General features: G+C 37.3%; 26 protein-coding genes. 20 read left to right on the top strand and 6 right to left on the bottom strand.

Features of this window, described 5'->3' with window-relative positions:
• Positions 1-467: 467 nt before the first annotated feature.
• Positions 468-710 carry a hypothetical protein gene (locus BGO59_RS19570; RefSeq protein ID WP_293685880.1) on the bottom strand — a complete coding sequence of 81 codons (243 nt, stop codon included), beginning with the start codon at positions 708-710 and terminating at the stop codon, positions 468-470.
• Between the two features lie 128 nt (positions 711-838).
• Complete coding sequence (locus BGO59_RS19575; protein ID WP_293685882.1) at positions 839-1,117, bottom strand: hypothetical protein; 279 nt, start codon at positions 1,115-1,117, stop codon at positions 839-841.
• A gap of 524 nt (positions 1,118-1,641) precedes the next feature.
• Between BGO59_RS19575 and BGO59_RS19580 the strand changes: the two genes are divergently transcribed.
• Positions 1,642-2,052 carry a response regulator gene (locus BGO59_RS19580; protein ID WP_293685884.1) on the top strand — a complete coding sequence of 137 codons (411 nt, stop codon included), beginning with the start codon at positions 1,642-1,644 and terminating at the stop codon, positions 2,050-2,052.
• A gap of 35 nt (positions 2,053-2,087) precedes the next feature.
• On the opposite strand, the gene BGO59_RS19585 is transcribed toward BGO59_RS19580, so the two are convergent.
• Positions 2,088-2,522 (bottom strand): response regulator, encoded by a 435-nt coding sequence (locus BGO59_RS19585; protein WP_293685886.1) that lies wholly within the window; start codon positions 2,520-2,522, stop codon positions 2,088-2,090.
• Positions 2,523-2,923: 401 nt separating this feature from the next.
• Between BGO59_RS19585 and BGO59_RS19590 the strand changes: the two genes are divergently transcribed.
• Positions 2,924-3,520 carry a GDSL-type esterase/lipase family protein gene (locus BGO59_RS19590; RefSeq protein WP_293685888.1) on the top strand — a complete coding sequence of 199 codons (597 nt, stop codon included), beginning with the start codon at positions 2,924-2,926 and terminating at the stop codon, positions 3,518-3,520.
• A 22-nt stretch (positions 3,521-3,542) separates the two neighbouring features.
• Here BGO59_RS19590 and BGO59_RS19595 read toward each other — a convergent pair whose 3' ends face one another.
• The 3 genes from BGO59_RS19595 to BGO59_RS19605 all read right to left on the bottom strand — a co-directional run bounded on the left by BGO59_RS19595 (position 3,543) and on the right by BGO59_RS19605 (position 5,427).
• Positions 3,543-4,082: an RNA polymerase sigma factor gene (locus BGO59_RS19595; RefSeq protein WP_293685890.1), complete on the bottom strand. Its 540-nt coding sequence runs from the start codon at positions 4,080-4,082 to the stop codon at positions 3,543-3,545.
• A gap of 395 nt (positions 4,083-4,477) precedes the next feature.
• A complete protein-coding gene (locus BGO59_RS19600; RefSeq protein ID WP_293685892.1) occupies positions 4,478-4,819 on the bottom strand; it encodes a LytTR family DNA-binding domain-containing protein in 342 nt (113 codons plus the stop codon).
• 269 nt (positions 4,820-5,088) lie between these two features.
• Entirely contained in the window at positions 5,089-5,427 is a 339-nt protein-coding gene (locus BGO59_RS19605) for a LytTR family DNA-binding domain-containing protein (RefSeq protein ID WP_293685894.1), read from the bottom strand.
• A 594-nt stretch (positions 5,428-6,021) separates the two neighbouring features.
• Between BGO59_RS19605 and BGO59_RS19610 the strand changes: the two genes are divergently transcribed.
• From BGO59_RS19610 to BGO59_RS19695, 18 genes are all read left to right on the top strand, one after another.
• Positions 6,022-6,801 (top strand): sugar transferase, encoded by a 780-nt coding sequence (locus BGO59_RS19610; protein WP_293685896.1) that lies wholly within the window; start codon positions 6,022-6,024, stop codon positions 6,799-6,801.
• Between the two features lie 243 nt (positions 6,802-7,044).
• Complete coding sequence (locus BGO59_RS19615) at positions 7,045-7,869, top strand: polysaccharide biosynthesis/export family protein (RefSeq protein ID WP_293685898.1); 825 nt, start codon at positions 7,045-7,047, stop codon at positions 7,867-7,869.
• Between the two features lie 91 nt (positions 7,870-7,960).
• Positions 7,961-10,300 carry a tyrosine-protein kinase gene (locus BGO59_RS19620; protein ID WP_293685900.1) on the top strand — a complete coding sequence of 780 codons (2,340 nt, stop codon included), beginning with the start codon at positions 7,961-7,963 and terminating at the stop codon, positions 10,298-10,300.
• A gap of 70 nt (positions 10,301-10,370) precedes the next feature.
• Positions 10,371-10,853 (top strand): UpxY family transcription antiterminator, encoded by a 483-nt coding sequence (locus tag BGO59_RS19625; protein ID WP_293685902.1) that lies wholly within the window; start codon positions 10,371-10,373, stop codon positions 10,851-10,853.
• A gap of 142 nt (positions 10,854-10,995) precedes the next feature.
• A complete protein-coding gene (locus BGO59_RS19630) occupies positions 10,996-11,874 on the top strand; it encodes an ABC transporter permease (RefSeq protein ID WP_293685904.1) in 879 nt (292 codons plus the stop codon).
• Between the two features lie 3 nt (positions 11,875-11,877).
• Positions 11,878-13,116 carry an ABC transporter ATP-binding protein gene (locus BGO59_RS19635; protein WP_293685906.1) on the top strand — a complete coding sequence of 413 codons (1,239 nt, stop codon included), beginning with the start codon at positions 11,878-11,880 and terminating at the stop codon, positions 13,114-13,116.
• Positions 13,101-13,661 (top strand): DapH/DapD/GlmU-related protein, encoded by a 561-nt coding sequence (locus tag BGO59_RS19640; RefSeq protein ID WP_293685908.1) that lies wholly within the window; start codon positions 13,101-13,103, stop codon positions 13,659-13,661. Before BGO59_RS19635 ends, BGO59_RS19640 begins: the two co-directional genes overlap by 16 nt.
• A complete protein-coding gene (locus BGO59_RS19645) occupies positions 13,658-14,449 on the top strand; it encodes an FkbM family methyltransferase (RefSeq protein ID WP_293685910.1) in 792 nt (263 codons plus the stop codon). Before BGO59_RS19640 ends, BGO59_RS19645 begins: the two co-directional genes overlap by 4 nt.
• On the top strand, positions 14,446-15,432 hold the full coding sequence (locus BGO59_RS19650; RefSeq protein WP_293685912.1) for a glycosyltransferase: 987 nt from the start codon (positions 14,446-14,448) through the stop codon (positions 15,430-15,432). The genes BGO59_RS19645 and BGO59_RS19650 overlap by 4 nt, the downstream gene beginning before the upstream one ends.
• Positions 15,433-15,442: 10 nt before the next feature.
• Positions 15,443-16,222, top strand: coding sequence for a glycosyltransferase family 2 protein (locus tag BGO59_RS19655; protein ID WP_293685914.1), 780 nt, complete (start codon positions 15,443-15,445; stop codon positions 16,220-16,222).
• A gap of 12 nt (positions 16,223-16,234) precedes the next feature.
• Positions 16,235-17,383 carry a glycosyltransferase family 4 protein gene (locus tag BGO59_RS19660; RefSeq protein WP_293685916.1) on the top strand — a complete coding sequence of 383 codons (1,149 nt, stop codon included), beginning with the start codon at positions 16,235-16,237 and terminating at the stop codon, positions 17,381-17,383.
• Positions 17,384-17,400: 17 nt separating this feature from the next.
• Positions 17,401-18,480 carry an acyltransferase gene (locus BGO59_RS19665; protein WP_293685918.1) on the top strand — a complete coding sequence of 360 codons (1,080 nt, stop codon included), beginning with the start codon at positions 17,401-17,403 and terminating at the stop codon, positions 18,478-18,480.
• A gap of 114 nt (positions 18,481-18,594) precedes the next feature.
• The gene (locus tag BGO59_RS19670) at positions 18,595-19,704 is read left to right on the top strand and encodes a hypothetical protein (protein ID WP_293685920.1); all 1,110 of its coding nucleotides are present in this window, start codon (positions 18,595-18,597) and stop codon (positions 19,702-19,704) included.
• 109 nt (positions 19,705-19,813) lie between these two features.
• The gene (locus BGO59_RS19675) at positions 19,814-20,248 is read left to right on the top strand and encodes a DapH/DapD/GlmU-related protein (RefSeq protein ID WP_293685922.1); all 435 of its coding nucleotides are present in this window, start codon (positions 19,814-19,816) and stop codon (positions 20,246-20,248) included.
• A 2-nt stretch (positions 20,249-20,250) separates the two neighbouring features.
• Positions 20,251-21,384: a hypothetical protein gene (locus tag BGO59_RS19680; protein WP_293685924.1), complete on the top strand. Its 1,134-nt coding sequence runs from the start codon at positions 20,251-20,253 to the stop codon at positions 21,382-21,384.
• A 74-nt stretch (positions 21,385-21,458) separates the two neighbouring features.
• Complete coding sequence (locus tag BGO59_RS19685) at positions 21,459-22,607, top strand: hypothetical protein (RefSeq protein ID WP_293685926.1); 1,149 nt, start codon at positions 21,459-21,461, stop codon at positions 22,605-22,607.
• Positions 22,608-22,619: 12 nt separating this feature from the next.
• Positions 22,620-23,876, top strand: a complete 1,257-nt coding sequence (locus BGO59_RS19690; RefSeq protein WP_293685928.1) for a glycosyltransferase family 4 protein — start codon at positions 22,620-22,622, stop codon at positions 23,874-23,876.
• Entirely contained in the window at positions 23,873-25,201 is a 1,329-nt protein-coding gene (locus BGO59_RS19695) for a hypothetical protein (protein ID WP_293685930.1), read from the top strand. Before BGO59_RS19690 ends, BGO59_RS19695 begins: the two co-directional genes overlap by 4 nt.
• Positions 25,202-25,214 lie beyond the last annotated feature (13 nt).

Consider the following 25,214-nt stretch of genomic DNA (forward strand, 5'->3'; position numbering starts at 1 on the left):
ATCAACTACAGTCTGGTAACTGGTAGCCAAAACCGAATGGCAGGAGGAAAACGCCTAATAAGTGGAACACAACTCGACTAGGCCAATTCACCAATGGGTCGAATAAGGGGTAAACGAACCCTGAAATGCCCATCCCCTTCCAGAATATCAGGGACAGGTTGCCCAAGCTTCTGGTACTGAGCAATAATTTTTCGACAGGCCTATACCGTTCGATAGCCCAGCCGTCTGCCTGCGGTGCGGATAATTACTAACATCCAGATGAACAGCCTCAACGGTTACGATACTGATAAATAAAAGTTCACTGGAAAGGGCCCGCATCTTCGACCAGGCGCTGTGTAACGCGGGAGGAATCCCGCGCAGTTTAGCTGAAAATCGCGGGATTCCTCCCGCGTTACTGCATCCCAGATCATCGTCATTAAAACTATTTCCCGACCGATCGATTCTGGCCCTACCGATGGGCTTGCGCGTCAGTTACGCTTTCCGGTTACCAGATCGGTAAGAGCCCCACGAGTAATAGCTAGTTCAGAGGCAAACTCATCGAGTATCTGCTGGCAATCCTCGATATCATGACTCACACGCTGATGGGCACGCTCAAGGGCATCAATTCGCGAACGGTAATAGGAAGTCCGGTCAATAGGCCCTATTTCCATCAAATCCCAGTAAATAGTTTGCAACTGAGTTAATAATTGGTGCGTTTCAGTCTCATACATAGGACTTCAATTAATATAAACTGTATAGACAAATCTTAAGCCTATTACGCAGTCTTTCTAGTTTATTTTGTCGAATACCCGATTTTAGGTGCTAAAAGCCCATTTTCCAGGGCTGTACCCAAATCGTATCAGTCAACTATACCGCCCTGTTGAACCCGCTGCAACGATTGCCCTGCCCCCGATGGCATTGCAGAATTAGTGTATGGACTCTTCTGGTTCTCCTGGGAAGTCCAGTACTGAAGTATGTTGACCAGCCGCTTATAGGGTATCAACGCTCGTAGCTGGCTTCCACTTCGCAACACCACCAGCGTCTTTTGCCCACCTTCGAGCGGTTCCAGCTTTTTTACGTGATCAATGTTAATCAGATTGGTTCGTTCACTGGTTCGTATTGCAACAAATGGATTCATAATCTTCCCCCCGTTTAGTTTATCACAACGTATGCCTCCATCAAATCAACGTATGGCATTAATTATACTAGTAAACTCGTCCATCATACTACGTCGTGGTCGCTCAAAATGAATAACCGACCGATTACCTATCAACCGGTTCAATAGTATGCTCTGTTATCGCTCAGCCCCAAACGACTCATTCAATGTAGGAGCAAGTACGGCATTGGCGAAAGCCCCCACTAACACTGCTGTTTCATTCTTTAACAGTTTCGTTGCATTTGGATGACCTACGCGGATTTTTGGGTTCATAAATCCACTAGAAAACTAATTGAGGCTATTCAGATTCTATACAGACATCATTCCGTTCTGATGCTATCCATAATCAATCAATAAAAATCAGGTCCGGGGCTGTAAGGATTTCATTAGCATTGTCTGCTCCTATACATGATCTTATAATTTTGGATATGACCTGCCCCATCAATCATTTTAGGCCATTTCCATGTTATACTATCCACACAGATTGACATACCTGAATTAACCATATGGAAATTAATAATCCGATTATCTTCATTGATGATGACGACGACGATCAAGTCATTTTCAAACCTTTGTTGGAAAAAATTGCACCAAATTGCCCCATATTCTTTTTCACAGACGGCCGGAAAGCTATCGACTACCTGCGAACCACCCATGATCGACCGTTTCTGATCATCTCGGAAGTGACTATGACTATGATGAATGGCCTGGAATTACGACGACAGATCGAAGAGGATAGTGAATTACGGAAGCGCGCTATCCCGTTTATATTTTTTACACATCCCGTCTATAAACATCTTGTAGAAGAGGCCTATGAGCTGACCATACAGGGCTTTTTCGAGAAGAAGCAAAGTGTAGTTGAACTTGAAAACCAACTGCAGGCCATTGTCTTACTGGTCGAACTGTCTGCACCCTAATAGGTTCGGGGATACTGATTACTAACAGTAATCGCTTAGGATTTCAGCCAGATTTTGGGTATCGTAACGGTTTCGAACCAGTACAGCTTCAGAAGCTTCACATATTTTTTCCAGTCAGCGTAGGTATCGGGCTTCTGCGTAAATGCATTGGCCCCAAACGTGTATGCTTCCTCGGCAATCTGTTCATCGCTTTCAACAGACAGCATAACTACTGGGACCATTTTGCCCTGCGGATGCTCCCGCAACAAGCTTAAAAAATCGAAACCTGATTGTTTGTCTTTTAAATCAATATCCAGTAAAACCAACCTGGGGCCATGCTCTTTTAAAGCATCCAGGTAGGTAGCCGCTTCCGCAAAGCTACTGATTTGAATAAAATGAGCCAGAGGAAACACTTGACTAGCCGCCCGATTCAGGATTTCAACAAGTTGGGGATCATCGTCCACCAGAAGTATGGGCAGTTTAGCAGGCATATCGTTTTATGCTGGTATGCATTATGTACAATTACCAACATCGTTTTGTTCAATACTATTATAGCCTATTTGTGTCGGTATTCCCACAAAACGGGGAAACAACACCTCATCAGCGTATGCCTTCAGGGTTTGGCCTTTTTAAACAGAACCACCTTAAATCCTCATAATCAGACAACTAATACATTCCTGTTTAGAATGGCATACTTTCAGATAGTAATCGATCAGGCATCTGCCTTTAGAGCTAGTCGTTCGCTACAGGAAGTAGCATCAGATATAGATTTCACCTGATTTACTCAACGTTTTGACAAATAAAAGCCTGGTATGACAACCAGGCTTTTTCATTTATCGACAACTGTAGAGATACCTACTGATTTCAATATCTTTGTTCCTCCGAAGTGGCTATGAAACGTTACGTCCGATATATTTCCCGTCTCCTGGAACCCGAGCCGAAACATCCTTCGGTAATCATGTTAGGCGACTCACTGATCAGATTAGGCAACTGGAATAAACTAGTAGGGCGCAAAGATATTTTGAATCGGGGAGTTAGTGGGGATTCGCTCGAAGGTATTTGCACAAGGGCGCAGGCCTTATCAGCGTCAACCGCAAAAATCATCTTTCTGGAGGGCGGAATCAACGACCTGCCTCATCGGGAAATCAGTCATCTACTGGCCAGATACCAGAACCTGATTAGCTACTGGCAATCGCGCCATGTAATTCCTGTAGTTACAGGACTATTGTATTTATCGCCACTTGCAGCCCGTTCGTACGCCTGGCGAAATGACTGGCAAGGTATTAATAGGCAGATATCCCAATTAAACGAGCAATTACAACAGGTCTGTGCGCAACAAGACCTCGATTTTTTAGACCTAAACAGGCCTTTATCACTACCCGGCCAATTACGGCCCGAGTACACCACCGATGGGGTTCATTTAACGGACGTGGCCTACACAATCTGGGCAGAAGAAGTAACTCGGGTTCTCAAAAAGCATCAGGTGTAAGCTAGTAAGATGGCTACGGCCGCTATTCCAGACTAGCTCTGGCTAAAGCTCGTATTTTCTCTCGACTTCGTTTAAGCCGCATTTTTATTGCACTTTCCGAAAGCTGTAAACGATGGCTCAACTGTGCAATACTTAGATTTTGTTCGTATTTCAACCGAAGTAAAGTAGCCTCTTCATCGGGCAACTGCTCAAGTAACGCCTGTAACAGTCTCTTCTGCTCAGCTATTCCTTCCTCTGGATCAGTATCATCCAGTTCAGCATCCACCTCCGGTGTCATACGCTCCATGACTAAGCGCTTATCCAGACGAATCCGATCCAGGCAGTAGTTGTGGGCAATGGAATATAACCAGGTCGACAATTGGGACTGATTTCGGAAGGCTTTAAAATTCGCGAACACTTTCATGAAAATATCCTGTGTGCAGTCTTCGGCAGCTTCCACATCTTTGGTTGCCGACAGGCATTTCTGAAAAACTTTTTTTACGTATCTTCTATAAAGACTGTTAAAGGTATCAATGGACGTAGCGGGAAGCTGGCTGTTGTGGATTGTGGTCCTCTGATTCATGGTAGTTGTTGACATTTTCCAAAAAAGGGACAACAATCCAATAGAAATGTTTGACGACAGCCACTTTACGCCAAAACAAATTAACAATATATCATATACAACAAGTTTAACATTTTACAGAAATTAATAACATTGCAGAAACACACTACTTCTAATAAAACTAGAAAATAAAAATATAATCATATAAATATCTATTTAATAACCGTAAAAGTGATATATCCAGTAACTATTGAGCTTAACCAGATTATTTACTGGTCGGTATGCTAGGCTGAAACAGCAACTCAGCCTAGCATACCGACCAACTCAGTCTGAACAAAACGTAACAAATTTCAGGCCCTAGCTATCCTTCTACCTATAGGATCGACTCATTTTTTCAACCATAAACTGCTCACCAACTAAGCACTCATCAGTTCGAGTTGAGCCAACAGGTTAAGCACCCCAGGCACGCGCCGACGAGCTATTTCAAAACTGGTGTCGTTGATCATCGTAATGTAATTCGTATCTGTCGAATTACCAGCCGGTTTGCAGGAGGCAATGTACGTTTGGTTAATCAGAACTTTCTTGTGTACCCGTAGAAACTGGGGCCACTGATCTTCAAACCACTTCAGGGTCCGACACGACATAACAACCTCGCCATTCAGTAGATGTAGGAAAGAATAGTTGATATGTCCAGTAAGGTACAGTACCTGTTGTGGGTCATAGTGATGTTCTCCGCGTTTTCCAGGAAGACGTTTCATAGCTGTAGTACTCTTAGGTGGCAACTCTCTATGGATTTGGTAAGACTAAATCATTTGGCACAGGGCTAATCAAATACAACACCTTGAGCAACCCGATGAAACTACGATCGATCATTTCAACTGTACGCCTTACTACTCATCAATTCTGCTCAGCACATAGCACCTGTGACATCCCTTATCAAAACCATAAAATTTATTGATATATTGCAAATACAAAAAATATGCAGATATATCCTAAAAGAATTACTAAACGGTTTCGGGAAATGCATTTAAGACGCCGATTGAACAGAATTCAGCTCTAGCAGATTCATAACCTCAATAATACGACGGCGACCAATCGACAATGACACTCCATTGCGCATAATCAGATAAGCGACAATCGGCGAAAGTTGTACACAGCTATGAATATGCTGGGGATTGACCAGGTATCCTTTGTGAATGCGGATAAAATCAGGCCATCGGGAATTGTACCATTTTAACGTACGACTAGACAGGATACGTTCACCATTGAGAAGATGGAGAGTACAATAATTAACGTCTCCGGTTAAATAGAGCACGTTTGCCGGATCAAAATTGTGCTGAATCTGGGCTGCGGACGAACGCTTCATAAAAGTATGGTAGTGGATTATCAAACTATGGATAGGGTAATTGCTTAAAAATTCAACATAAACCTGATTATTAAACCTTGACAAACAATCACTTAGTAAACACCCCCATACCTATCGTTTAGGCTGGAGTTGGCCTATCAATAAACGTCATCGGGTGTGTTCTAGTTATTACTACTGCCCTGAAAACTGGAAATACTACCTGAGTAACTAACTATCTGTCCGAAAACATGTAACTAAAAAGTTACAAATTCCTTCTTATACACTATTTTTTATAAGCTTAAAACTATTCCACTTCACTTAATCTATCGTTTCCTAATAAATAGCTAAACTCGGCTAAAATAATACATAGTCATATCTACACAAAACAGTCCAGCATCTATTTTTTAGTGTACAATTTTAGCCCTTCGCCGTTTAATAAATACAATTTATTTAATAGTCAGCCATTTCATAAACACCCCTATAATTGTATGGGCAGTTGATAGTACATCTAATATAATTAGTCTTGACATATCCATTGGCAAGTTGCCAAAATGAGTTAATACACATACCATTGAGTTCCATACTATACGTTCAATCTTTTATCCTCACGTACATATGAATCCAGTATCTACGCTATTTCCACGTACTAATTCCAAGCTAGTTAACAATAACCTTTCCATTGGTTATTCATCCGTAGATCTTGACTTACCCACTAGCCCGGAGCCCAAACGTGTCACTCCCATTTTCCTACAGTGGCCTGCTAAACCGGAAGTAGTAACGTTACCTAAAGAAACAATTTACACCCGCTTCGGAAAGCGTTTTATCGATTTGCTGGTAGCTACCGTAGTCCTCATTTTGATTCTATCCTGGTTGGTTCCTATCATCGGTTTTCTTATTCTACTGGAATCAAACGGGCCCGTATTTTTCAAACAGGCCCGCTCTGGGCGTAAAGCCAAAGCATTTTATTGCCTCAAGTTCCGAACAATGGTACATATAACTGAACATAAAGGCCCCTTTCGCCAAACAGCCCGCCATGATGAACGGGTGACGAAATTGGGGCGCTTTTTGCGTCGTACCAATCTGGACGAAATGCCCCAGTTTATTAATGTCCTGCTCGGTGAAATGAGTCTGGTAGGCCCCCGCCCCCATGCTGTTCCCCACGATTTGCTTCATTGGGATTCGGCTGCGTATCGGGAACGGTACTGGGTAAAGCCTGGCATCACGGGCCTTGCTCAAATCCGGGGTGCTCGGGGCGCAACCGACAGTAGCCAATGGATGGAACACCGGGTCAAATACGACCACATTTATATCCCAAACCAATCCTTTCTGCTGGATATAAAAATTTGCCTACGCACCCTGAAGCTGATGTTTAAGGGCGATGTACACGCCTGGTAATGTTACCTTACATGCTTTTATCCAAACCACAGTGGTATACTACAGGCAAAGGCATACACTCGTAAAGTTTGCTTTAGGCTGTAGTATACCACTGTGGCTCTGTTGTAGTCTATTCGTCTTTCGATCATAGCTACTAGAAATTAAAACGAATCCCTAAATCCCTGCATCTTTCTATTGTACAATTACGGATAAATGTTAACTTTGTTCTTCAGATAACAAGTCCGCACAGCAGGAACCCGCCGTATGATGCGCTTTTTTACGAATTTTATTCGGAGTACCAGTAGCTTGAGAGTGATCAGTTGGTTAGTATTTGGCTCGTTTTTTTATTCCTGCACAACGACCAAAACCATTACCTATTTCCAGGGTGGCGGATCATTGGATACTACACGCTATACTACCCTGCCCTCCATCACACCACCCGTTGCCCGAATTCAACCCAACGATGTACTGGCTATTGTGGTTACGAGTCTAAGCGAAGAATCCAATGCCTTGTTTAATATTTTGAACACAAGCCAGATCCCATTGGCGACCTACGGCGTTGGAACGGGCAATCAGCCATTAGGTTACCTTGTCGATCCAGCAGGAAATGTTGAAATGGCTTTACTGGGAAAAGTAAAGCTAAGCGATCTTACCCTGGAAGAGGCAGGCATGTCGATTACCGAAAAGCTGTCTAAATTCCTCAAGGAACCAACTGTAAATGTCCGCTATCTAAATCACAAATTCACGGTGATGGGTGAAGTCACCCGCCCTGGTGTGTACAATCTGCTGGACAATCACCGGACTTTACCTGAGGTAATTAGTATCGCTGGCGATCTAACAGTCTATGGTCGGCGGGATAATGTCATGATCCTGCGCACCACAGGGGATAAACGGGAAATTATCAAGGTCGATCTAACCAATCGGCAAGTACTTAATTCTCCCTACTATTTCATTCAGAATAATGATGTCGTGTATGTAGAAGCACGAGCTGGTAAAGTAACAACAACGGATCGTACGTATCAATTAATCCCAATTTTAATAAGTACTGCTTCCGTTTTACTTGCTATCATCAATATACTGACACGATAAGACAACTTCGCCATCGATTCTATATCATACGCTTTCGAGCCGTTGACTTATTTTCCAGCCACTCAACAACCGTACTAACGAATACTTACCTATGGCCAATACAACTTCTGACTTATTTGGAGAGAAGGAAACCCCCTTCAATCTACGCCTGTTTCTGGTCAAGTATCTACGCTATTGGTATTGGTTTGTTCTCTCATTAGCGATCTGTCTGGCTGCGGCCTACATCAACCTACGCTACGCAGTACCTATTTACCAGGTTAGTGCCACATTGCTGATTAAGAATCAAAGTTCGAATGCGAGCGATATTTTAAAAGAACTAGAGAATACGAACTCCGGTAATAAGATTGTTGAAAATGAAATTGAGGTACTGAAGTCGCGAAGCTTAATGCAACGCGTTGTTGATGATCTGAACCTGACCATTGCCTATTTCCAACAAGGAAAGGTTCGGAGCGACGAGGAAATTTATGGAACCTCCCCGATCCGATTTCAACCGATTTCACTTACTCCCCAAGGCTATCAGGGCATCTCTATAAAAATAGTAAACCGGCAACAATTTGAACTGGAGGATAAAGAAGGTAATCCAACGGGTAAATTCTATTTTGGCCAGACCGTGAACAATGACCAGGGTACGTTCCGGGTGTTCTTTAACGACTCCTTATACCACAAAGGACATAACCTGATTAAGGTAGCTGTCTATGATAAACAAGCCGTTGCCGAACGCTACAAATCAGCTATACAGGTTCAGTTATTAAATCCGAAGAGCACGGTATTGAAACTGACGATTGAAGATGCCGTGCCAGCCAAAGGTAAAGCCATATTAAATAGCTTGCTGGCAGCCTATAATAACTCCACCTTAACCGACAAAAACCGCGAAGCGACCAATACCCTCCAGTTTATTGATGAGCGACTCAGGCTCATCACGGGTGAATTGAGTACGGTAGAACGGGATGTCGAATCGTACAAAAGCGCCAAAGGGATCACCGATCTGGGCCAGGAAGCCAGCTTGTTTTTAGGTAAGGTCAATGAAATTGACGCCGAACTCAATAAGTTAGATATTCAGGCTAAAGTGATTGAGGGTGTTGAAAACTACCTAAAAAGTAGCCAGACAGGGGTAGCGCCTGCAACACTTATGGTCAGTGACCCAATTTTAATTAGTCTGCTTAGTAAACTTAATGAGCTGGAGGCTCAACAGGAAAAATACGAACGCTCTACGCAACCAGATAGCCCTTTCCTGAAAACAGTCAATGCCCAAATTGTCAGCACAAAAAACTCGATTCGGGAGAATCTGGAAAACCAGAAGAATAACATTGCGTTAACCCGTGCCGGGCTGAAAGGTCAGAATACCCGTTTGGAATCCTCAATTCGAAATATCCCGCGCAAAGAGCGTGAATACATCACTATTAAACGCCAACAGGGCATTAAAGAGAGCCTTTATTTGCTGCTCCTGCAGAAAAAAGAAGAAACGGCTATTGCCTATGCGGCCACAGTGACCGACAGCCGAATGGTCGATGACCCGTATAGCGCAGGTGCCCCCGTACGACCGAATAAAACGAACATTTATCTTATAGCCTTTCTGGCAGGCTTGCTGATCCCAGTTGGTGTCATTACCATAAAAGACCTGCTAAACGATAGTATCCAATCTCGTCGGGAAATCGAGGCAGAAACAGGCTTATCCATCTTTGGTGAAATCATGAAAAAGCCCAAAGAGATGAAGGATAATATCATTGACCCCAAAAATAACAGCATTATTGCTGAGCAATTTAAAATCTTACGGGCCAATCTGCAGTATGCCATAGGCAACCCACTACCCGGTAGTGGTAAAGTAATTCTAATCACCTCATCCATCAGTGGAGAAGGCAAAAGCTTTGTCAGTATCAACCTGGCTGCCACACTTGCCCTTTTAGAGAAAAAAGTCGTTGTCCTGGAACTGGATTTGCGGAAGCCCAAGATTTCGGCCTACCTCGATATAGATAAGAGTAAAGCAAAGGGAATTTCTAATTTTCTGATTGGGCAGGCAACGGTAGATGAGCTCATCAAACCCACTGCGCTCAATCCAAATATGTTCGTGATTTCGAGCGGCCCTATTCCCCCTAACCCATCCGAGCTTCTATCAAATGGTAAACTAGAAATTCTATTAGACGAACTCCGGCAGGAATTCGATTATATTGTTCTGGATACGCCACCCGTGGGCTTAGTCGCCGACGCTACCCTATTGGGTGCGTATGCGGATGCCGCTTTTTATTTAGTACGGCATGAATATACCCCAAAGGCATACATACGCTTACTGAACGAATTGAAAGAAACGAAGAAATTCAAATCGTTGAATATTATTTTCAACGGCGTCAATTACCGGAATAGCAACGAATATGGCTATGGGTATGGCTACGGTTATGGATACGGCTACGGCAAAGGCAAAGGGTATTATGTATAGCCAACCATACACCTAGATCTGCATCCAGTTCACACATACAGCATATATCCAACATCATACCTCAACACCTATGCCCTGGTTTGTTCTTTATACGAAACCACGAAACGAAAAACAGGTGGCCGAGCGGCTTCAGGCAATGGCCATAGATGTCTACTGTCCCCTGCTGAAAACGAAACGAAAGTGGTCAGATCGGATTAAACTAGTCGAAGAACCGCTCTTTCGGTCTTACTGCTTTGTCAATTTGCAGGAACACGAACGGGCCAGGGTTTTTACAATACCCGGTGCGGTGCGGTACCTGTTTTGGCTCAAGAAACCGGCAATTGTTCAGGACACAGAAATTTCGGCCATTAAACTAATGCTAAATGATGTCGATCATAATGCCATTCAGATTGCCTCATTTAGTCCTGGTGACCGCTTGACCATTGGGTCTGGTGGGTTTGCCAATACCACAGGAAAAGTCATTAAACAGCAGGGAAAAATTGTAGCCATTCAGCTCGACGCCTTACAGTTAATTATCAAAGTGGATATTTCAAGAACTATTGTGTCAAAATAAAGATACAATAGTTCACTAGTTGCTACTTCTGAGACTCCTTTATATATTTGATAATCACGATATAAGTCCTAAAAATGGGACTGACCGGGCGAAGCCATAAACAATCATCCTCTTGTACACCTCTAAATCGTCATCCATCCGCATGACAAAAAAGGTTGAAGTTTCTGCAGAACCAGTTGGTGATTATTCAACACACCAATGGGAGATTACATCCCAGCGTTCTCTTTTTGACTTAAAACTTAAAGACACCTGGGAGTATCGGGATTTATTGTGGTTATTGGTTCGACGAGACTTTGTATCATTTTACAAACAGACCATTTTAGGGCCGTTGTGGTTTTTTATCCAGCCACTCTTTACAACCATCATTTACACATTTGTGTTTGGTATGGCAGGTATCGGTACCGATAGTTTACCTAGACCTCTCTTCTATATGGCGGGGATAACAGCCTGGAACTACTTTGCCGACTGCATTACCAAAACGTCAACAGTATTTAAAGACAATTCTAATATTTTTGGCAAGGTGTACTTCCCTCGCTTGATCATGCCCTTAAGCATAGTGATCAGCAATTTGGTGCGATTTGGCGTACAATTACTGCTATTTCTGGCGATGATGCTCTTCTATTACGTACAAGGAGCTAAAGTAGAGCCTAATAGTTATATCGTACTTTTCCCAGTAGTTGTGCTACTCATGGCTATGCTTGGACTTGGGCTCGGGATGATTGTTTCTGCCTTAACAACCAAGTATCGGGACTTGGCATTCTTGGTAACGTTCGGTGTTCAACTCGTGATGTATGCATCTGCAGTAATAATTCCTTTATCATCGACTCCCACAAAATATAAATGGTTAATTCAGGCAAATCCAATGGCCGTGTTAATCGAAACATTTAGGTATGGTTTTTTAGGAAAAGGTACTTTTAGTTGGGATGCATTTTTATATGCCAGTGCTTTCACCCTGATAACATTATCCTCAGGTACTATTATCTTCAATAAAGTTGAGAAGAACTTTGTAGATACTATATAAATAATGTCAATAGCTATTAAAGCCGAGAATATTTCAAAAGCCTACCAACTGGGGGAAATAGGCACAGGTACATTATCTAGAGATATAGAAAGATGGATAAGTAAGGTTCGTGGAAAAGGTGATCCATTTTTAAAAATTGGCGAAATTAATGATCGAACTCAAAAAGGTAATAGTGATATTGTTTGGAGTCTAAAAGATATAAATTTTGAAATTGAACGGGGAGATGCTGTTGGCATTATTGGGAGAAATGGAGCAGGTAAAAGTACTTTATTGAAAATATTAAGCCGAGTCACTAGTCCAACTAAAGGCTTAATTAAAGGGAATGGTCGGGTGGCAAGTTTATTAGAAGTTGGAACAGGTTTTCATCCTGAACTTACTGGGCGAGATAATATATATCTAAATGGAGCTATATTAGGGATGCGCAAATATGAAATTAGCAAAAAATTTGATGAAATAATAGATTTTGCTGGAGTGGAAAGATATATCAACACTCCTGTAAAGCGATATTCATCTGGGATGTATGTAAGATTGGCATTTGCCGTAGCAGCACACCTTGAATCAGAAATTTTAATTGTTGATGAAGTATTAGCAGTTGGAGATGCGGAATTTCAAAGCAAATGTTTAGGTAAAATGGGTGAAGTTAGTAAGGGTGAAGGGAGAACTGTACTTTTTGTAAGTCATAATATGGGAGCCGTATCACAATTATGCAAAAAAGGTATACTATTAAATTCAGGTAAGATTTTAGACAGCGGAAAAGTTAATAAGGTATTAGAAGCATATAACAATATTAATAAATCTGCGAGTTTAGTTTATGAAAATTACAAAGTAGGAAATTGTGGGATTATGTATGTAAAAATTCAAAATGAAGACAAAACGTCAATTTTTACATTCGACAATGAAATAAAAATATATTTGAAAGTTAATTCTGATCAGGCTAATTTTTCTTATCATATAGGAATTGCAATTTATGACCAATGGAATAGAAAACTGTTTACAACAGTATCCAAAGTTAAAAATGAAAAAGTCGGAGCAAAAGATTTTTTAGCAGTTATACCTAAAAATCTATTATTATCAGGAAAGTATTCAATTGATGTATCTACTTTTATGCCAAATGGAGGAGTATATGATTATAAAAAAAATGTAAGTGATTTTGAGATTGCTGATTACACATCACCAATGGCAATTTATGGAAATGCAGATGTTGGAGCAATAAATGTACCTTGTCAATGGTTAGAAATATAGTTTTTTTATTAATAAGTAAAATAAAAAAAGTTGTACATACCTACAGAGTAAATATGTACAACTTAAGAGAAGGAATACAAATACAAAAAAAAGCTTTTTTAGATAAATCAATAAATATATCAAATATAAGAGGGGGAACTGTTGAGATTGACTCTTATACAGAAGTATTATTTGGTGTGTGTTTAATGGCATATGGTGGTAAAATAAAAATCGGAAAATACTGCAGTATAAATCCATATACTATTATATATGGGCATGGACAAGGAGTTACTATAGGCGATAATGTGCTTATTGCAGGCCATTGTATGATAATTCCAGCTAATCATGAGTTTAAAAACAAAAATATTCCTATTAATCAACAGGGGATGAAAAGTAAAGGAATAATAATTGAGAATAACGTATGGATTGGAGCTGGGTGTGTAATACTAGATGGTGTTCATATAGGACAAGGCTCTGTTATTGCAGCAGGTAGTATAGTCAATAAAAGTGTTGATTGTTTTTCAATGTATGGTGGGGTTCCAGCCCGTTTAATCAAAAGAATATGATCAGAATTTGGAATAAATTAATCAATAAAATAAGGAAAATATTGATTAATAAACAATATGAGAAAAAAGAAAATGAAAAAATGATTTTTATACAAAGAAAACTACCATTTAGAGAGACAAATAATGAATATATCATTACATATAATAATAAAGAAATACATTTAAGAAAACTTGGTAGTGACAATCTAGTATTTCATCAGGTGATATACAGCGATGAGTACGCTGTAGTAAAATCCATATTGAAATTAAATAACATTATCGTAAAAAATATATTAGACTGTGGTGCCAATATTGGTCTAACCACAATTGAAATGTCAATATGCTTTCCAAATGCAAATATTGTTTCTATAGAACCAGATAAACTTAATTTTAAACAATTATGTTTAAACACAAAAGAATATGAGAATGTATATTGTGAGGAATGTGCAATATGGTACGAAGAAAGAACTCTGTATTTAGACGAAAGTTTTAGAGATAATCTTGAATGGTCAAGAAGAACTATAGAAAAAAGTAAAACAGGAGCAGAAGTTAAAGGAACTACTATCGAACAAATACTAAATAAATACAATATAGATGTAATTGATTTATTGAAAATTGATATAGAAGGGGCTGAAAAATACTTGTTTGATAAAGTAGAATATTTATCATTTCTTGAGAATACAAGAGTAATAGCTATTGAAATACATGACGAGTTCAAAGTTAGAGAGAAAATATATAGGTACTTGCAATCCTTTGGCTTTATGTTATTTAATTCAAATGAATTAACAATTGGTGTGAAATTAAAATGAAAGGTGTTTCAATTATAATTTGTTGTTATAATAGCTCAAAGCGGTTGCCACATACAATTAAATGTATATCTGAGCAGAAGCTGGATGTAGATTGGGAACTGATTATAGTTAATAATGCATCCACTGATGAAACATTTAACATTGCAACAATCGAATGGGAAAAGAACAAACAAAGTATAGGATATTTAACTATAATAAACGAAGAAAAAATAGGCTTAAACTATGCAAGAACAACAGGCATAAAAAATGCAAAATATGAATATGTAATATTGTGTGATGATGACAACTGGTTAGATGAAAATTATTGCAATATTGCATATAAAATAATGGAATCTGACTCAAAAATTGGTGTATTGGGCGGTAGAAGTGAAGCTGAGTTTAATACATTACCACCTCATTGGTTTACTAGTTATCAAAGAGAATATGCTGTTGGTGTTCAAGCATTAACATCTGGAGATATATCTAAAAGGGGTTATGTTTGGGGTGCTGGGATGGTAATCAGAAAAAGTATATTTATAAATTTACTAAATTCAGGATTTAATTTTTTACTTTCGGACAGAAAAGGTAAAGCATTAAGCTCAGGTGGAGATACAGAAATTTCAAAATGGTTTTTAATCGCTGGCTACAAATTGTGGTACAGCGAAGACCTTTATTTTAAACATTTTATACCCGACAACAGACTAAACATTGAGTACTTTATAAGTTTAACTAAAGGATTTGAAAATGCATTGGAAACCTTATACTTATACGATTACATTATTTTAAATAAATTGCATGAAGAAAAGTATAATAAAATACATATAAATGCCTTGAAAACTATAATTTATTTGATTAAAGTGATTCTAAAAAGGGAAAAGCGATCTTGGTTATTACTAAATTTACATTTGCCTGCAATTATTAATAATTTCCTAGCAAATGATATTTATTTATTGAAAAGCTCAATTAAAAAACTTCAAAAAACAAAAATAAAGATTAGAGAATAGATTAATAAATATGAAAATATCAATAATAACTATTAATTTAAATAATGGAGATGGGTTACAAAAGACGATAGAGTCAGTTGTGAACCAAAATTATAAAGATTTTGAATATATAATAATTGATGGAGGGTCTAAAGATGATAGTATTGATATAATAAACAAATATAGAAATAATATCACAAGTTGGGTATCTGAGAAAGATAACGGTATATATCATGCAATGAATAAAGGATGGAAAAAAGCTTTAGGTGAATATTGTATTTTTTTAAATTCTGGTGACACATTACTAAATCAAGAGATTTTAAAATCGGTAGTGCCATATTTAAGCGAAGACCAAACTATAATATTTGGTGATTTAATTTTAAGATATAAAGATAGAGATATTGAAGCAATTCATCCTTCTAGAATTAGTATTTTTGATTTTATGATTCATGCTAGCTATCCACATCAAGCCACATTTATAAACACTAAATTATTACATGAGTTAAATGGCTATGATGAAAATTTTAGAATAATTTCAGATTGGTTATTTTTTTTAAGGGCAACTATTGAAAAAAAAATATCACCTTTGAAAATACCACATGTTGTGAGTGTATATGATATGAATGGGATTTCGAGTATAAACTCAAAGCAAAGGGAAGAAGAAATAGTAAAAGCCCTAGAACATTACTTCCCATATTTAATCGCAGATAAAATGAAGAGTAAAGAGCTCCAATATTTTAAGCTCTCAAGGCCACATCAATTCTTAAAAAGAATATTATTAGTATTAAAAAGGTTTAAGACAATAAATTAGAAGAAAATTGTAATGAAAATAACTTATGTGAGTTCTCATGATGTAAGCAACATACATTCTTGGTCAGGTTTAATATACTACATTGCTAAAAGTTTAAAAGATCAAAATATAGAAATTGATTTTTTAGACTATTCAAATACTATTAAAAAAATTAATACATTAACAAAAATTAAAAAGAAAGCTTATTCTCTAATAGGTAAGAGTTTTGATTATAGCCGTGATCCTGAAATGGTAAAGAAAATAGGGCAAGAAATTGAAACTCAATTAAATGAAAATTCTGGGATAATTTTCTCACCTAGCTCGATCCCAATAGCTCTATTAAACACTAAACTACCTAAAGTATTTTATTGCGACGCCACATTTGCCGGCCTAATAGATTATTATGAAGAATATTTCACTATAAGTAATGAAACAAAAAAAAACGGTTTGATTTTAGAACAGAAAGCTTTTGATAATTGCTCATTAGCTATCTTCTCTTCAGATTGGGCAGCACAGACAGCTATAAATAATTATAATGTTGATTATAAAAAAGTTAAAGTTATTCCTTTTGGTGCGAATATTGAATGTGATAGAACTGAGGAAGATATAAAAAAAATAATTTTAAATCGCTCAAAGTTTGAATGCAATTTATTATTTATTGGAGTTGATTGGGAAAGGAAGGGTGGAAATATGGCTCTAAGTGTAACTGAAAAATTAAGAGAGAGAGGTATAAACGCAAAATTACATATTGTTGGTCCTAAACTAAATCCTATAATTGAAGATAACAATTATGCAATTTATCATGGTTTTATTAGTAAAAGTACGGAATCAGGAAGAGAAAAGTTAGACAAATTATTTAGTGAAAGTCATTTTTTTATTTTACCGACAAAAGCCGAAGCGTTTGGCTTAGTATTTTCAGAGGCTAACTCGTTTGGTTTGCCTTGTATTGCAACTAACACTGGAGGAATCCCTACGATTATTAAAGATGGTATAAATGGTAAAATGTTCGATATCAATGATGAACAAATGAAGTATGTTGATTACATTCAAAATTTACTCATGAATTCTATAAATTATGAAAAGTTATCCTATTCATCATTTATAGAGTATAAAAATCGATTAAATTGGAATGTAACAGGTAAAAAACTATACCAACTCTTGAAAGAAATTGAAATTTATTGATTAATAGTAAATAAATTATGTATCCCAAAATAATATATATACCCTCATTAGATGGATTAAGAGGTATAGCTATATTTTTTGTTTTATTAGCCCATGGTTCTTATGGACATATAAATGGTTGGATTGGCGTTGATCTTTTTTTTATTTTAAGCGGCTATTTAATTACAAATCTATTACAATTAGAGCAAAAAGAATTTCGCAAAATTTCTTATAAAAATTTCTATGTAAGAAGAGCTTTACGGCTATTTCCTGCTTTAATTTTTGCAATTCTATTAGCATATTTTTCTTGGCCACTTACCGAGCATATTTATAAAGAATCAAATAAAAAAATAGCTATAGCCTCTAGCCTGTTATATTTTAATAATATCATTTCAGATGATGTAACTGGTGTACTTAACCCATTATGGTCCTTATCGGTCGAAGAGCATTTTTATATTCTATGGCCAATAGTGTTTTCAAGTGTACTAAACAAAGTATCTTTGTATAAAAGAAATATTTTATTCTTTTTACTTATAACTATAGTATCTTTATTTCGTATATATGCTTTCAGGTACGAGAGCGATCTGAAATTTTCATTTTATGAAATAAATTATTATAAATTTACTTTATGTCGAATTGACTCAATTTTACTGGGTGCGCTTTTAGCATTTACTCCTCCCGCTCCATCACTAGAAAAAGCACTGATTAAATATTCAAATTCAATTTTTATTTTCTTATTTATTCTTTTCAGCTTTATATTACTATACATAAATTACTACAGTAAATTTATTAACTATGGCGGGTTTATATTAACAAATATATTATGCTTATTTTGTGTCACATATACTATTACACAACCCAAACATCCAATATTTTCAAGTAGACTATTTATGTATATTGGTAAAAGATCTTATGGAATATATCTTTTACATCAGCCTATCTTTATTTTATTAGAGCAGTTTAGAGAACAAAATAATTATTATAACCTAATTTTTATTTCCTTCCTCCGTTTATTAGTACCAATATTAATTGCTGAACTTTGTTTTCAAATAGTTGAAAAGCCTATTCTAAAGTTAAAAAATAGGTTTAATGGCCTAAAGTCTGCTTATGCAACCTAAAATATACTTCAATTTTAATATGATATATCAATTAAAAAATATGTATTATGCAAACGAAGAATATACATATTCTTCGTTTGCATAATACTCGCAGTAATTCATAATATTATAAGCATGAAATTACTTACGTACCAAACCTTTTCGATATACTCTAACGGCGGAGGTAGTCGTATTTTACGCAGATTATTTAAAAACCATGAAGAAAACACAATATCCATAGCGCTAGTCGAAAGAAAAAAAAATATAATAGATAATCCAATTAAAGAATATCAAATCGAGCAAATATTTCCAAAAAAAAGGTGGATGAAATGGCATATTAAAAATATTTTTTTTTATATTAGAAATAAATTAAAATTCACAACAAAATACATACTAATAAAACAAATAAATGACATTGAATATGACATATTACATATCGTAGATCATGGTGATTTTCCAAATTTATTAACACAACTACGTATTAATAAAAAAATATGGGTATCTTTTCACGATCATTTCCTGACTTCTGGCGGAAACTTTTATGATTCAAAGCAATTATGGACTTTAGCAGACAGAAGAATAGTTATATCTGAAGAGTTAGGCAATTATTACCAAAGCATCTTTGGAATCTTACCCTATGAAATAATTACTGATGGTTTAAATCTAGATGAAATATTTACTCCAAACACTCAACAAATAAATCATAAAATTGTTATTTATTTTGGCGGATTACTTCACATAGACTATTTACCATTATTTCAATCGTTAGCAGATGCATTAGATATTCTTTCTAGTCCGCAGTATAATTTCAAATTTAAATTAGTCTTAAGAGGGACTCAAAATATTGATTGGCTTGAGAATCGTTGCTTTGAGTTAGAATATCGATCTTTTACAATAAATAATTCAGATTTGAAAAAAGATATTACTGAAGCTAATATCCTGTACTTCCCTATTAAATTCAATAATCCTTATTTCTATTTATACAGTATGTCAACTAAAATGATTGGTTACCTAGGAGCTCCAGGTACTATACTCTATCATGGACCTGTAGATAGTGCAGCGAATAAATTACTTACTAGTTTTCAAAGTTGTGTTTCTTGTACTACTCTTGATAAGAATGATATGATTAATTGTATCTTAGAGAGTATACAGAATGGAGCACAATTTTCTTTTAACGCTAAAAAACTTGCAAGGCAAAAGTTTAATTTAGAAGCAATTAAAAGAAGTTTTTGGCTAGAATCATAATATAAGAAAATTGAAACATGTAATTAGTGAGTTCAGGCTTTACCTATGTAACTATTGGGTAAATTCTATTCCAAGTCATAGGTTTAGATTATGGTTTTACCGTATAATCATGGACTTTGACATTGAATCTAATTCTTATATATTTTTAGGATGCAAATTTGATTGCAAATCGGGCTTAACTATTAAAAAAAATTCTGTCATAAATAATAGCTGTAGAATTGATCCTAGAGGGGGAGTTTTTATAGGTGAAAATGTTTCAATATCTCAAGATGTTGTCATTCTTACAGCAGATCATGATTTAAATACATCAAAATTTGATGGAAGGACTGGTAAAGTAGTTATTGAAGATTATGTATGGATTGGTACAAGGGCTACTATTTTAAAAGGTTTAATAATAGGAAAAGGCGCAGTAATAGCAGCTGGCTCAATAGTAACTAAAGATATCGAACCATACACAGTTGTTGCTGGAATTCCAGCTAAAGTTATTGGTCGTAGGTCTATTGATTTAAGTTATAAATTAAATTATAAACGACTTTTTCAGTAGAAATGACTAATATTATTTTCATTTGCTCTTCACTTGAACCTGGTCGTGATGGCGTTGGTGATTATACTCGATACCTTTCTTATGAGTTGGTAAATCATGGCTATAAAATTGCTATAATTGCTTTACATGATCGCTACGTATTTGAAGATAATGAATCTTCAGTTCAAACAGAAAATGGCAAAACATTACGTCTTCTTCGTTTGTCAATTGATACTCCTATTTCTGAAAAGTTAAAAAAGGCTTCTCAATTTATAAATACCCATAAACCAGATTTATTAAGTCTTCAATTTGTACCATTTGGCTTTCACCCCAAAGGTTTACCTTTCTGGTTAAATAAATTTTTAAAAAAATTAAGTTCAGATATACAATGGCATTTCATGTTTCATGAATTATGGGTTGGGATGGCAGAAAAATCTTCGGTCAAATTAATTTTTTGGGGTTACATACAACGTTTATTAATAATTAATTTAGTGAAGTCATTACGTCCATTTATAATTAATACTCAATCTCATACTTATCAACAATACTTAAAAAAATATAATATAAATTCAGAAATTTTACCATTAATTACAAATATTCCTCCCACTCACTATACAACATCGCTTAAAGAAAATCCTGTTAAGAAAGCTTTTGATACTAAAACCTTTAATTTTGTTGTATTTGGTTCAATTCACCCTTATTCTTTGATTGAGCAATTAGCAATTGAAGTTGCTAACAAAGTGAAACAAGAATTCTGGTCCGTAACTCTAACTATTTTGGGCCGCCAGTCAAATGAAAGTAAAAATTGGATAGCTGTTTGGAAAAGAAATGGATTAAATGTTAATTATTTAGGAGAGCAATCAGCTGAAGAGATTTCTAAAATTTTAAGTCAATCAACAATAGGTCTTTCATCAACTGCCTTTGCGGTGATTGAGAAGAGTGGTTCAGTAGCTGCTATGTTAGCTCATGGATTACCTGTCTTATGTATTGCTTCAGAATGGAAGCCTCGTGGAATAATTCCTTTGGAAAATCATCCTGGGATTTTAGCTTATAAGAATTCAAATCTTGAAACAGTCCTTCAATTAGCAGAGAAAACTTCTATACCAATAATAACAGTTTCTGATATTGCTCGTCAATTCATTAGATACCTTGAATAAATATGTTGATATACACTGTCAAAAATATTCATGCTCGCTATTATGACAATAGTTAGCATATACATGATTTATAAATGAAAAAAAACATTTGCTTATTCACAGCTCATTCACCCTTAATTGGTGGTGGAAGCGCAAACTTTCGTAGTTTAATTGAAAACCTTTCTTCAATCAATGTTATATGGAAATATATTGATCATAAAGCGGCTAAAGGTTTTGAAGATGGCTATATGGGTACAGGCTTTATGGGGGGAAGGGTTGATCATGATATCTGGTTTACCTGGAAAATGTTATCTGGAAAGAAAGTAGAATTAATCGATACTATTGTTAATAATCTTCTGGAAATTGATTGTGATGCTTATTGGATTGTATCTCACAACGAAGGTATTCGAGTAGCTGTGGAGCTAGCTAGGCGTCAACAAATTCGGCCAGTACATGTAACAATCAATGATGATTGGGCTGGAGCTATTTGCGCTCGGTCAATCCGTTATCGATTCATGGCCACTTTAGCAAACCAAATGACTATAAACGTTTTAAAAAGCGCAACAACTTTTGACGTTACTAGTAGAGGAATGCAGGACTATTATAAACAACTAAGTGGACGCACAGGAGAGATCAGCCATCGATATATTCCTTCTCAGGCATTGAGCCATGTGTCTGAATCACATGATATAAAATCACACCGGTTAAAAGTAGGCCATATTGGTTCCTTATATGATAAGGAAGATTTCTTTCAATTTGTTAAATTAGTTAAACAAGTAGCCATTCAACAAGGATCACAGCTTGAAATTCACATGTGGGGATGGAAGGTTCAGGAAGATCAGATTCCTGAAGAATTTCGAACCAGTATTATAACTCATGCTACTTTACCTGAGAGTCAAGTTATACCACAATTGGCAGCATGTGATTTTGTGTATGCCATGTATCCTATGAACCAACGCATGAGGATATTTTCTCAAACAAGTATGCCGACGAAAATCTCAAGCTACGTTCAGGCCGGCCGACCGATTTTTGGACATGGGCCAGCAGACAGCTCATTAGCTGAATTTCTACAAGCTACGGGAACAGGGGTACTCTGGAGTACAACAAACAAGCAGGATGGATTAGCTCTGATCCAAAAACTTATGGGATTAAAGTTAACTAACGATCATTGGCAGTATGCCCGTGAAAGATACTATGGCGAAGAGAATATAACTGCTATGCGCCGTGTTTTTGAAATTGATTAGCTGTTATATCAAATGAACTTGTTGCTGTCGCATCCAACTGGTAATGCAAATGTTCGGGCTGCAAGTTATGGGCTTTTACAAGCCAATCTCTTAGCCGAGTTTAACACCTGTATTGCCACATTTCCAGGGGATCTTTTAGATTATCTGAGTAGAATAGGACCATTTTCAGAACTAAATCGTCGACGTTTTGATGCCTCTTTACAACCCTTTACACATATATTTCCTTGGTGGGAAATAGGACGGCTTGTTGCATCCAGAGTTGGTTATTCAAAACTTACAGCACATCAGATTGGTCCATTTTCCGTTGACGCTGTTTATCAACATTTCGACAAGCATGTTTCTTCAAGGTTATCAGCCTTGAAGAAACATAGTTTGCAAGCTGTCTACGCGTATGAGGATGGATCAGCTTTCACCTTCAATAAAGCCAAGCAACTTCATATTAATTGCTTTTATGACCTGCCAATTGGTTATTGGAGAACTGCTCGCCGATTATTAGAGACCGAACGTGAGCGATGGCCTGAATGGTCAGCCACGTTGACTGGATTCAGGGATACTGAAGAAAAATTAATGCGTAAAGATGAGGAATTGCGTCTGGCGGATCAAATTTTCGTAGCAAGCCAGTTCACCGCTTCTACTTTAGAGGATTATCCAAGTCCGCTGAAGCCTATAACTGTAATCCCTTACGGCTTTCCACAGGTGACACGCGAGAAAGAATATAAAGGCTTTTCCCCATTCAGACCGTTAAAGCTTTTATTTGTGGGTAGTTTATCGCAGCGAAAAGGTATAGCCAATTTGTTTGCTGCTGTAGAGCCACTTAAGTCGTATATTCAATTAACTGTTGTAGGACAAAAAACAGGGTCTACGTGTTTAGCATTAGATCATGCACTAACAAAACACAACTGGATACCAAGTCTTTCACATGAGAAGGTTCTCAATCTTATGCATGAACATGATGTGTTGGTGTTCCCGTCTCTTTTTGAGGGCTTCGGTCTGGTAATAACTGAGGCTATGTCACAGGGGACGCCAGTTATTACAACCGAGCGTACGGCCGGGCCTGATTTAATTAATCATGGACAAAATGGATGGTTGGTTGAGGCTGGAGCAACTGAAGCGTTACAGACTAGGTTGGAACACTTAATTCAATACCCAGATCAAATTGCTTCGGCAGGCCAGGCCGCTCTAGAAACTGCCCGGCAACGCCCATGGTCGGTATATGGAAATGAATTGGCCAAAGCAATAGCTCAATCCTTACACTTGCAATCAACATGATTGACTATGTAACTGCCGAACCTGGGCAATTTATTGATCGAAGAGCTTTACAGGCAACAGATCGTAAAACCCGATTACTTAAACAGGGTATCTGGCTCTATTTCTTTTTGTTAATATTTGAGGGGGCACTCCGGAAATGGTTTTTACCGGGATTAGCAACTCCGTTACTTATCATTCGTGACCCACTCGCCTTATGGTTAATTGTTATAGCCTGGACACACCATCGCATTTCTTATAATGCACACTTGCTCTCCATGACGTTCATAGGAGTGTTAAGTATCTTCACAGCAGTCACGTTAGGTCATGGCAATTTTTTTGTAGCTCTATTTGGCGCACGAATTTTGTTAATTCAATTCCCATTTATTTTCGTTATCGGACAAATTTTTACCCGGGATGATGTAATTAAAGTTGGAACAACCACTTTATGGATTACAATTCCGATGACAATTTTAGTAATCCTACAGTTTTATAGCCCACAATCGGCTTGGGTGAACCGAAGTATTGGTGGGGATACAACAGGAGCAGGTTTCAGTGGCGCTCTAGGTTATTTTCGACCACCAGCTACCTTTTCCTTTACAAATGGTACTACTTTATTTTATAGTTTTGTAGCCTGCTTTGTTTTTTACTTCTGGCTAAACCCTGATAAAGTTAACCGACTGGCACTCATTGGAGCTACACTAGGCTTGTTAGCGGCTGTACCGCTGTCAATTAGTAGGGCATTATTTCTGCAAGTTGGGGTAACAATACTATTTACTATTATCGCTGCTGCCCGGAAGCCTAAGTTTATAGTGCGAATGATTATAGCAGGTATAGGCTTACTTCTTGCTATGGCTTTACTAAACAAAGCTAGTTTCTTCCAGACGGCGACCGAAGCCTTTACCGCCCGATTTGACTCTGCAAATGAACAAGCAGGAGGATTCCAAAGCGCTATTGTTGATCGATTTTTAGGAGGTTTACTTACGGCCATTGAAAGTTCATCAGATGTTCCCTTTTTTGGCTATGGACTAGGAATGGGGACTAATGTCGGCGCACAACTCTTAACTGGCAATAGATTATTCCTGATTTCTGAGGAAGAATGGGGGCGGCTTGTAGGCGAACTTGGCGTTTTATTTGGGCTTCTAGTGATTTTTGTACGTTTAAGCCTGTCATCACGGATTAGCCTTGCTAGCTATAAACAACTCCAAATGGGCAATCTTCTCCCCTGGATGCTTCTTAGTTTTGGTTTATTAAGTCTATTGCAAGGGGGCTGGGCACAACCAACTTCGCTAGGATTTAGTGTATTTATAGGAGGGCTCATGATAGCATCAATAAGAAAAACGAGTTAGACATTGGAACAGT

The sequence above is a fragment of the Spirosoma sp. 48-14 genome, from assembly GCF_001898575.1.
Lineage (GTDB): Bacteria > Bacteroidota > Bacteroidia > Cytophagales > Spirosomataceae > Spirosoma.

Excerpts from the sequence above, each read along its gene's own strand:
- BGO59_RS19605 (WP_293685894.1), bottom strand. The coding sequence starts at position 5,427 with ATGAAGCGTTCGTCCGCAGCCCAGATTCAGCACAATTTTGATCCGGCA.
- BGO59_RS19680 (WP_293685924.1), top strand. The coding sequence starts at position 20,251 with ATGACTAATATTATTTTCATTTGCTCTTCACTTGAACCTGGTCGTGAT.
- BGO59_RS19690 (WP_293685928.1), top strand. The coding sequence starts at position 22,620 with ATGAACTTGTTGCTGTCGCATCCAACTGGTAATGCAAATGTTCGGGCT.
- BGO59_RS19610 (WP_293685896.1), top strand. The coding sequence starts at position 6,022 with ATGAATCCAGTATCTACGCTATTTCCACGTACTAATTCCAAGCTAGTT.
- BGO59_RS19600 (WP_293685892.1), bottom strand. The coding sequence starts at position 4,819 with ATGAAACGTCTTCCTGGAAAACGCGGAGAACATCACTATGACCCACAA.
- BGO59_RS19630 (WP_293685904.1), top strand. The coding sequence starts at position 10,996 with ATGACAAAAAAGGTTGAAGTTTCTGCAGAACCAGTTGGTGATTATTCA.
- BGO59_RS19595 (WP_293685890.1), bottom strand. The coding sequence starts at position 4,082 with ATGAATCAGAGGACCACAATCCACAACAGCCAGCTTCCCGCTACGTCC.
- BGO59_RS19585 (WP_293685886.1), bottom strand. The coding sequence starts at position 2,522 with ATGCCTGCTAAACTGCCCATACTTCTGGTGGACGATGATCCCCAACTT.
- BGO59_RS19575 (WP_293685882.1), bottom strand. The coding sequence starts at position 1,117 with ATGAATCCATTTGTTGCAATACGAACCAGTGAACGAACCAATCTGATT.
- BGO59_RS19645 (WP_293685910.1), top strand. The coding sequence starts at position 13,658 with ATGATCAGAATTTGGAATAAATTAATCAATAAAATAAGGAAAATATTG.
- BGO59_RS19670 (WP_293685920.1), top strand. The coding sequence starts at position 18,595 with ATGAAATTACTTACGTACCAAACCTTTTCGATATACTCTAACGGCGGA.
- BGO59_RS19570 (WP_293685880.1), bottom strand. The coding sequence starts at position 710 with ATGTATGAGACTGAAACGCACCAATTATTAACTCAGTTGCAAACTATT.
- BGO59_RS19580 (WP_293685884.1), top strand. The coding sequence starts at position 1,642 with ATGGAAATTAATAATCCGATTATCTTCATTGATGATGACGACGACGAT.
- BGO59_RS19615 (WP_293685898.1), top strand. The coding sequence starts at position 7,045 with ATGATGCGCTTTTTTACGAATTTTATTCGGAGTACCAGTAGCTTGAGA.
- BGO59_RS19640 (WP_293685908.1), top strand. The coding sequence starts at position 13,101 with ATGGTTAGAAATATAGTTTTTTTATTAATAAGTAAAATAAAAAAAGTT.
- BGO59_RS19695 (WP_293685930.1), top strand. The coding sequence starts at position 23,873 with ATGATTGACTATGTAACTGCCGAACCTGGGCAATTTATTGATCGAAGA.
- BGO59_RS19620 (WP_293685900.1), top strand. The coding sequence starts at position 7,961 with ATGGCCAATACAACTTCTGACTTATTTGGAGAGAAGGAAACCCCCTTC.
- BGO59_RS19590 (WP_293685888.1), top strand. The coding sequence starts at position 2,924 with ATGAAACGTTACGTCCGATATATTTCCCGTCTCCTGGAACCCGAGCCG.
- BGO59_RS19635 (WP_293685906.1), top strand. The coding sequence starts at position 11,878 with ATGTCAATAGCTATTAAAGCCGAGAATATTTCAAAAGCCTACCAACTG.
- BGO59_RS19655 (WP_293685914.1), top strand. The coding sequence starts at position 15,443 with ATGAAAATATCAATAATAACTATTAATTTAAATAATGGAGATGGGTTA.
- BGO59_RS19625 (WP_293685902.1), top strand. The coding sequence starts at position 10,371 with ATGCCCTGGTTTGTTCTTTATACGAAACCACGAAACGAAAAACAGGTG.
- BGO59_RS19665 (WP_293685918.1), top strand. The coding sequence starts at position 17,401 with ATGTATCCCAAAATAATATATATACCCTCATTAGATGGATTAAGAGGT.
- BGO59_RS19685 (WP_293685926.1), top strand. The coding sequence starts at position 21,459 with ATGAAAAAAAACATTTGCTTATTCACAGCTCATTCACCCTTAATTGGT.
- BGO59_RS19675 (WP_293685922.1), top strand. The coding sequence starts at position 19,814 with ATGGACTTTGACATTGAATCTAATTCTTATATATTTTTAGGATGCAAA.
- BGO59_RS19660 (WP_293685916.1), top strand. The coding sequence starts at position 16,235 with ATGAAAATAACTTATGTGAGTTCTCATGATGTAAGCAACATACATTCT.
- BGO59_RS19650 (WP_293685912.1), top strand. The coding sequence starts at position 14,446 with ATGAAAGGTGTTTCAATTATAATTTGTTGTTATAATAGCTCAAAGCGG.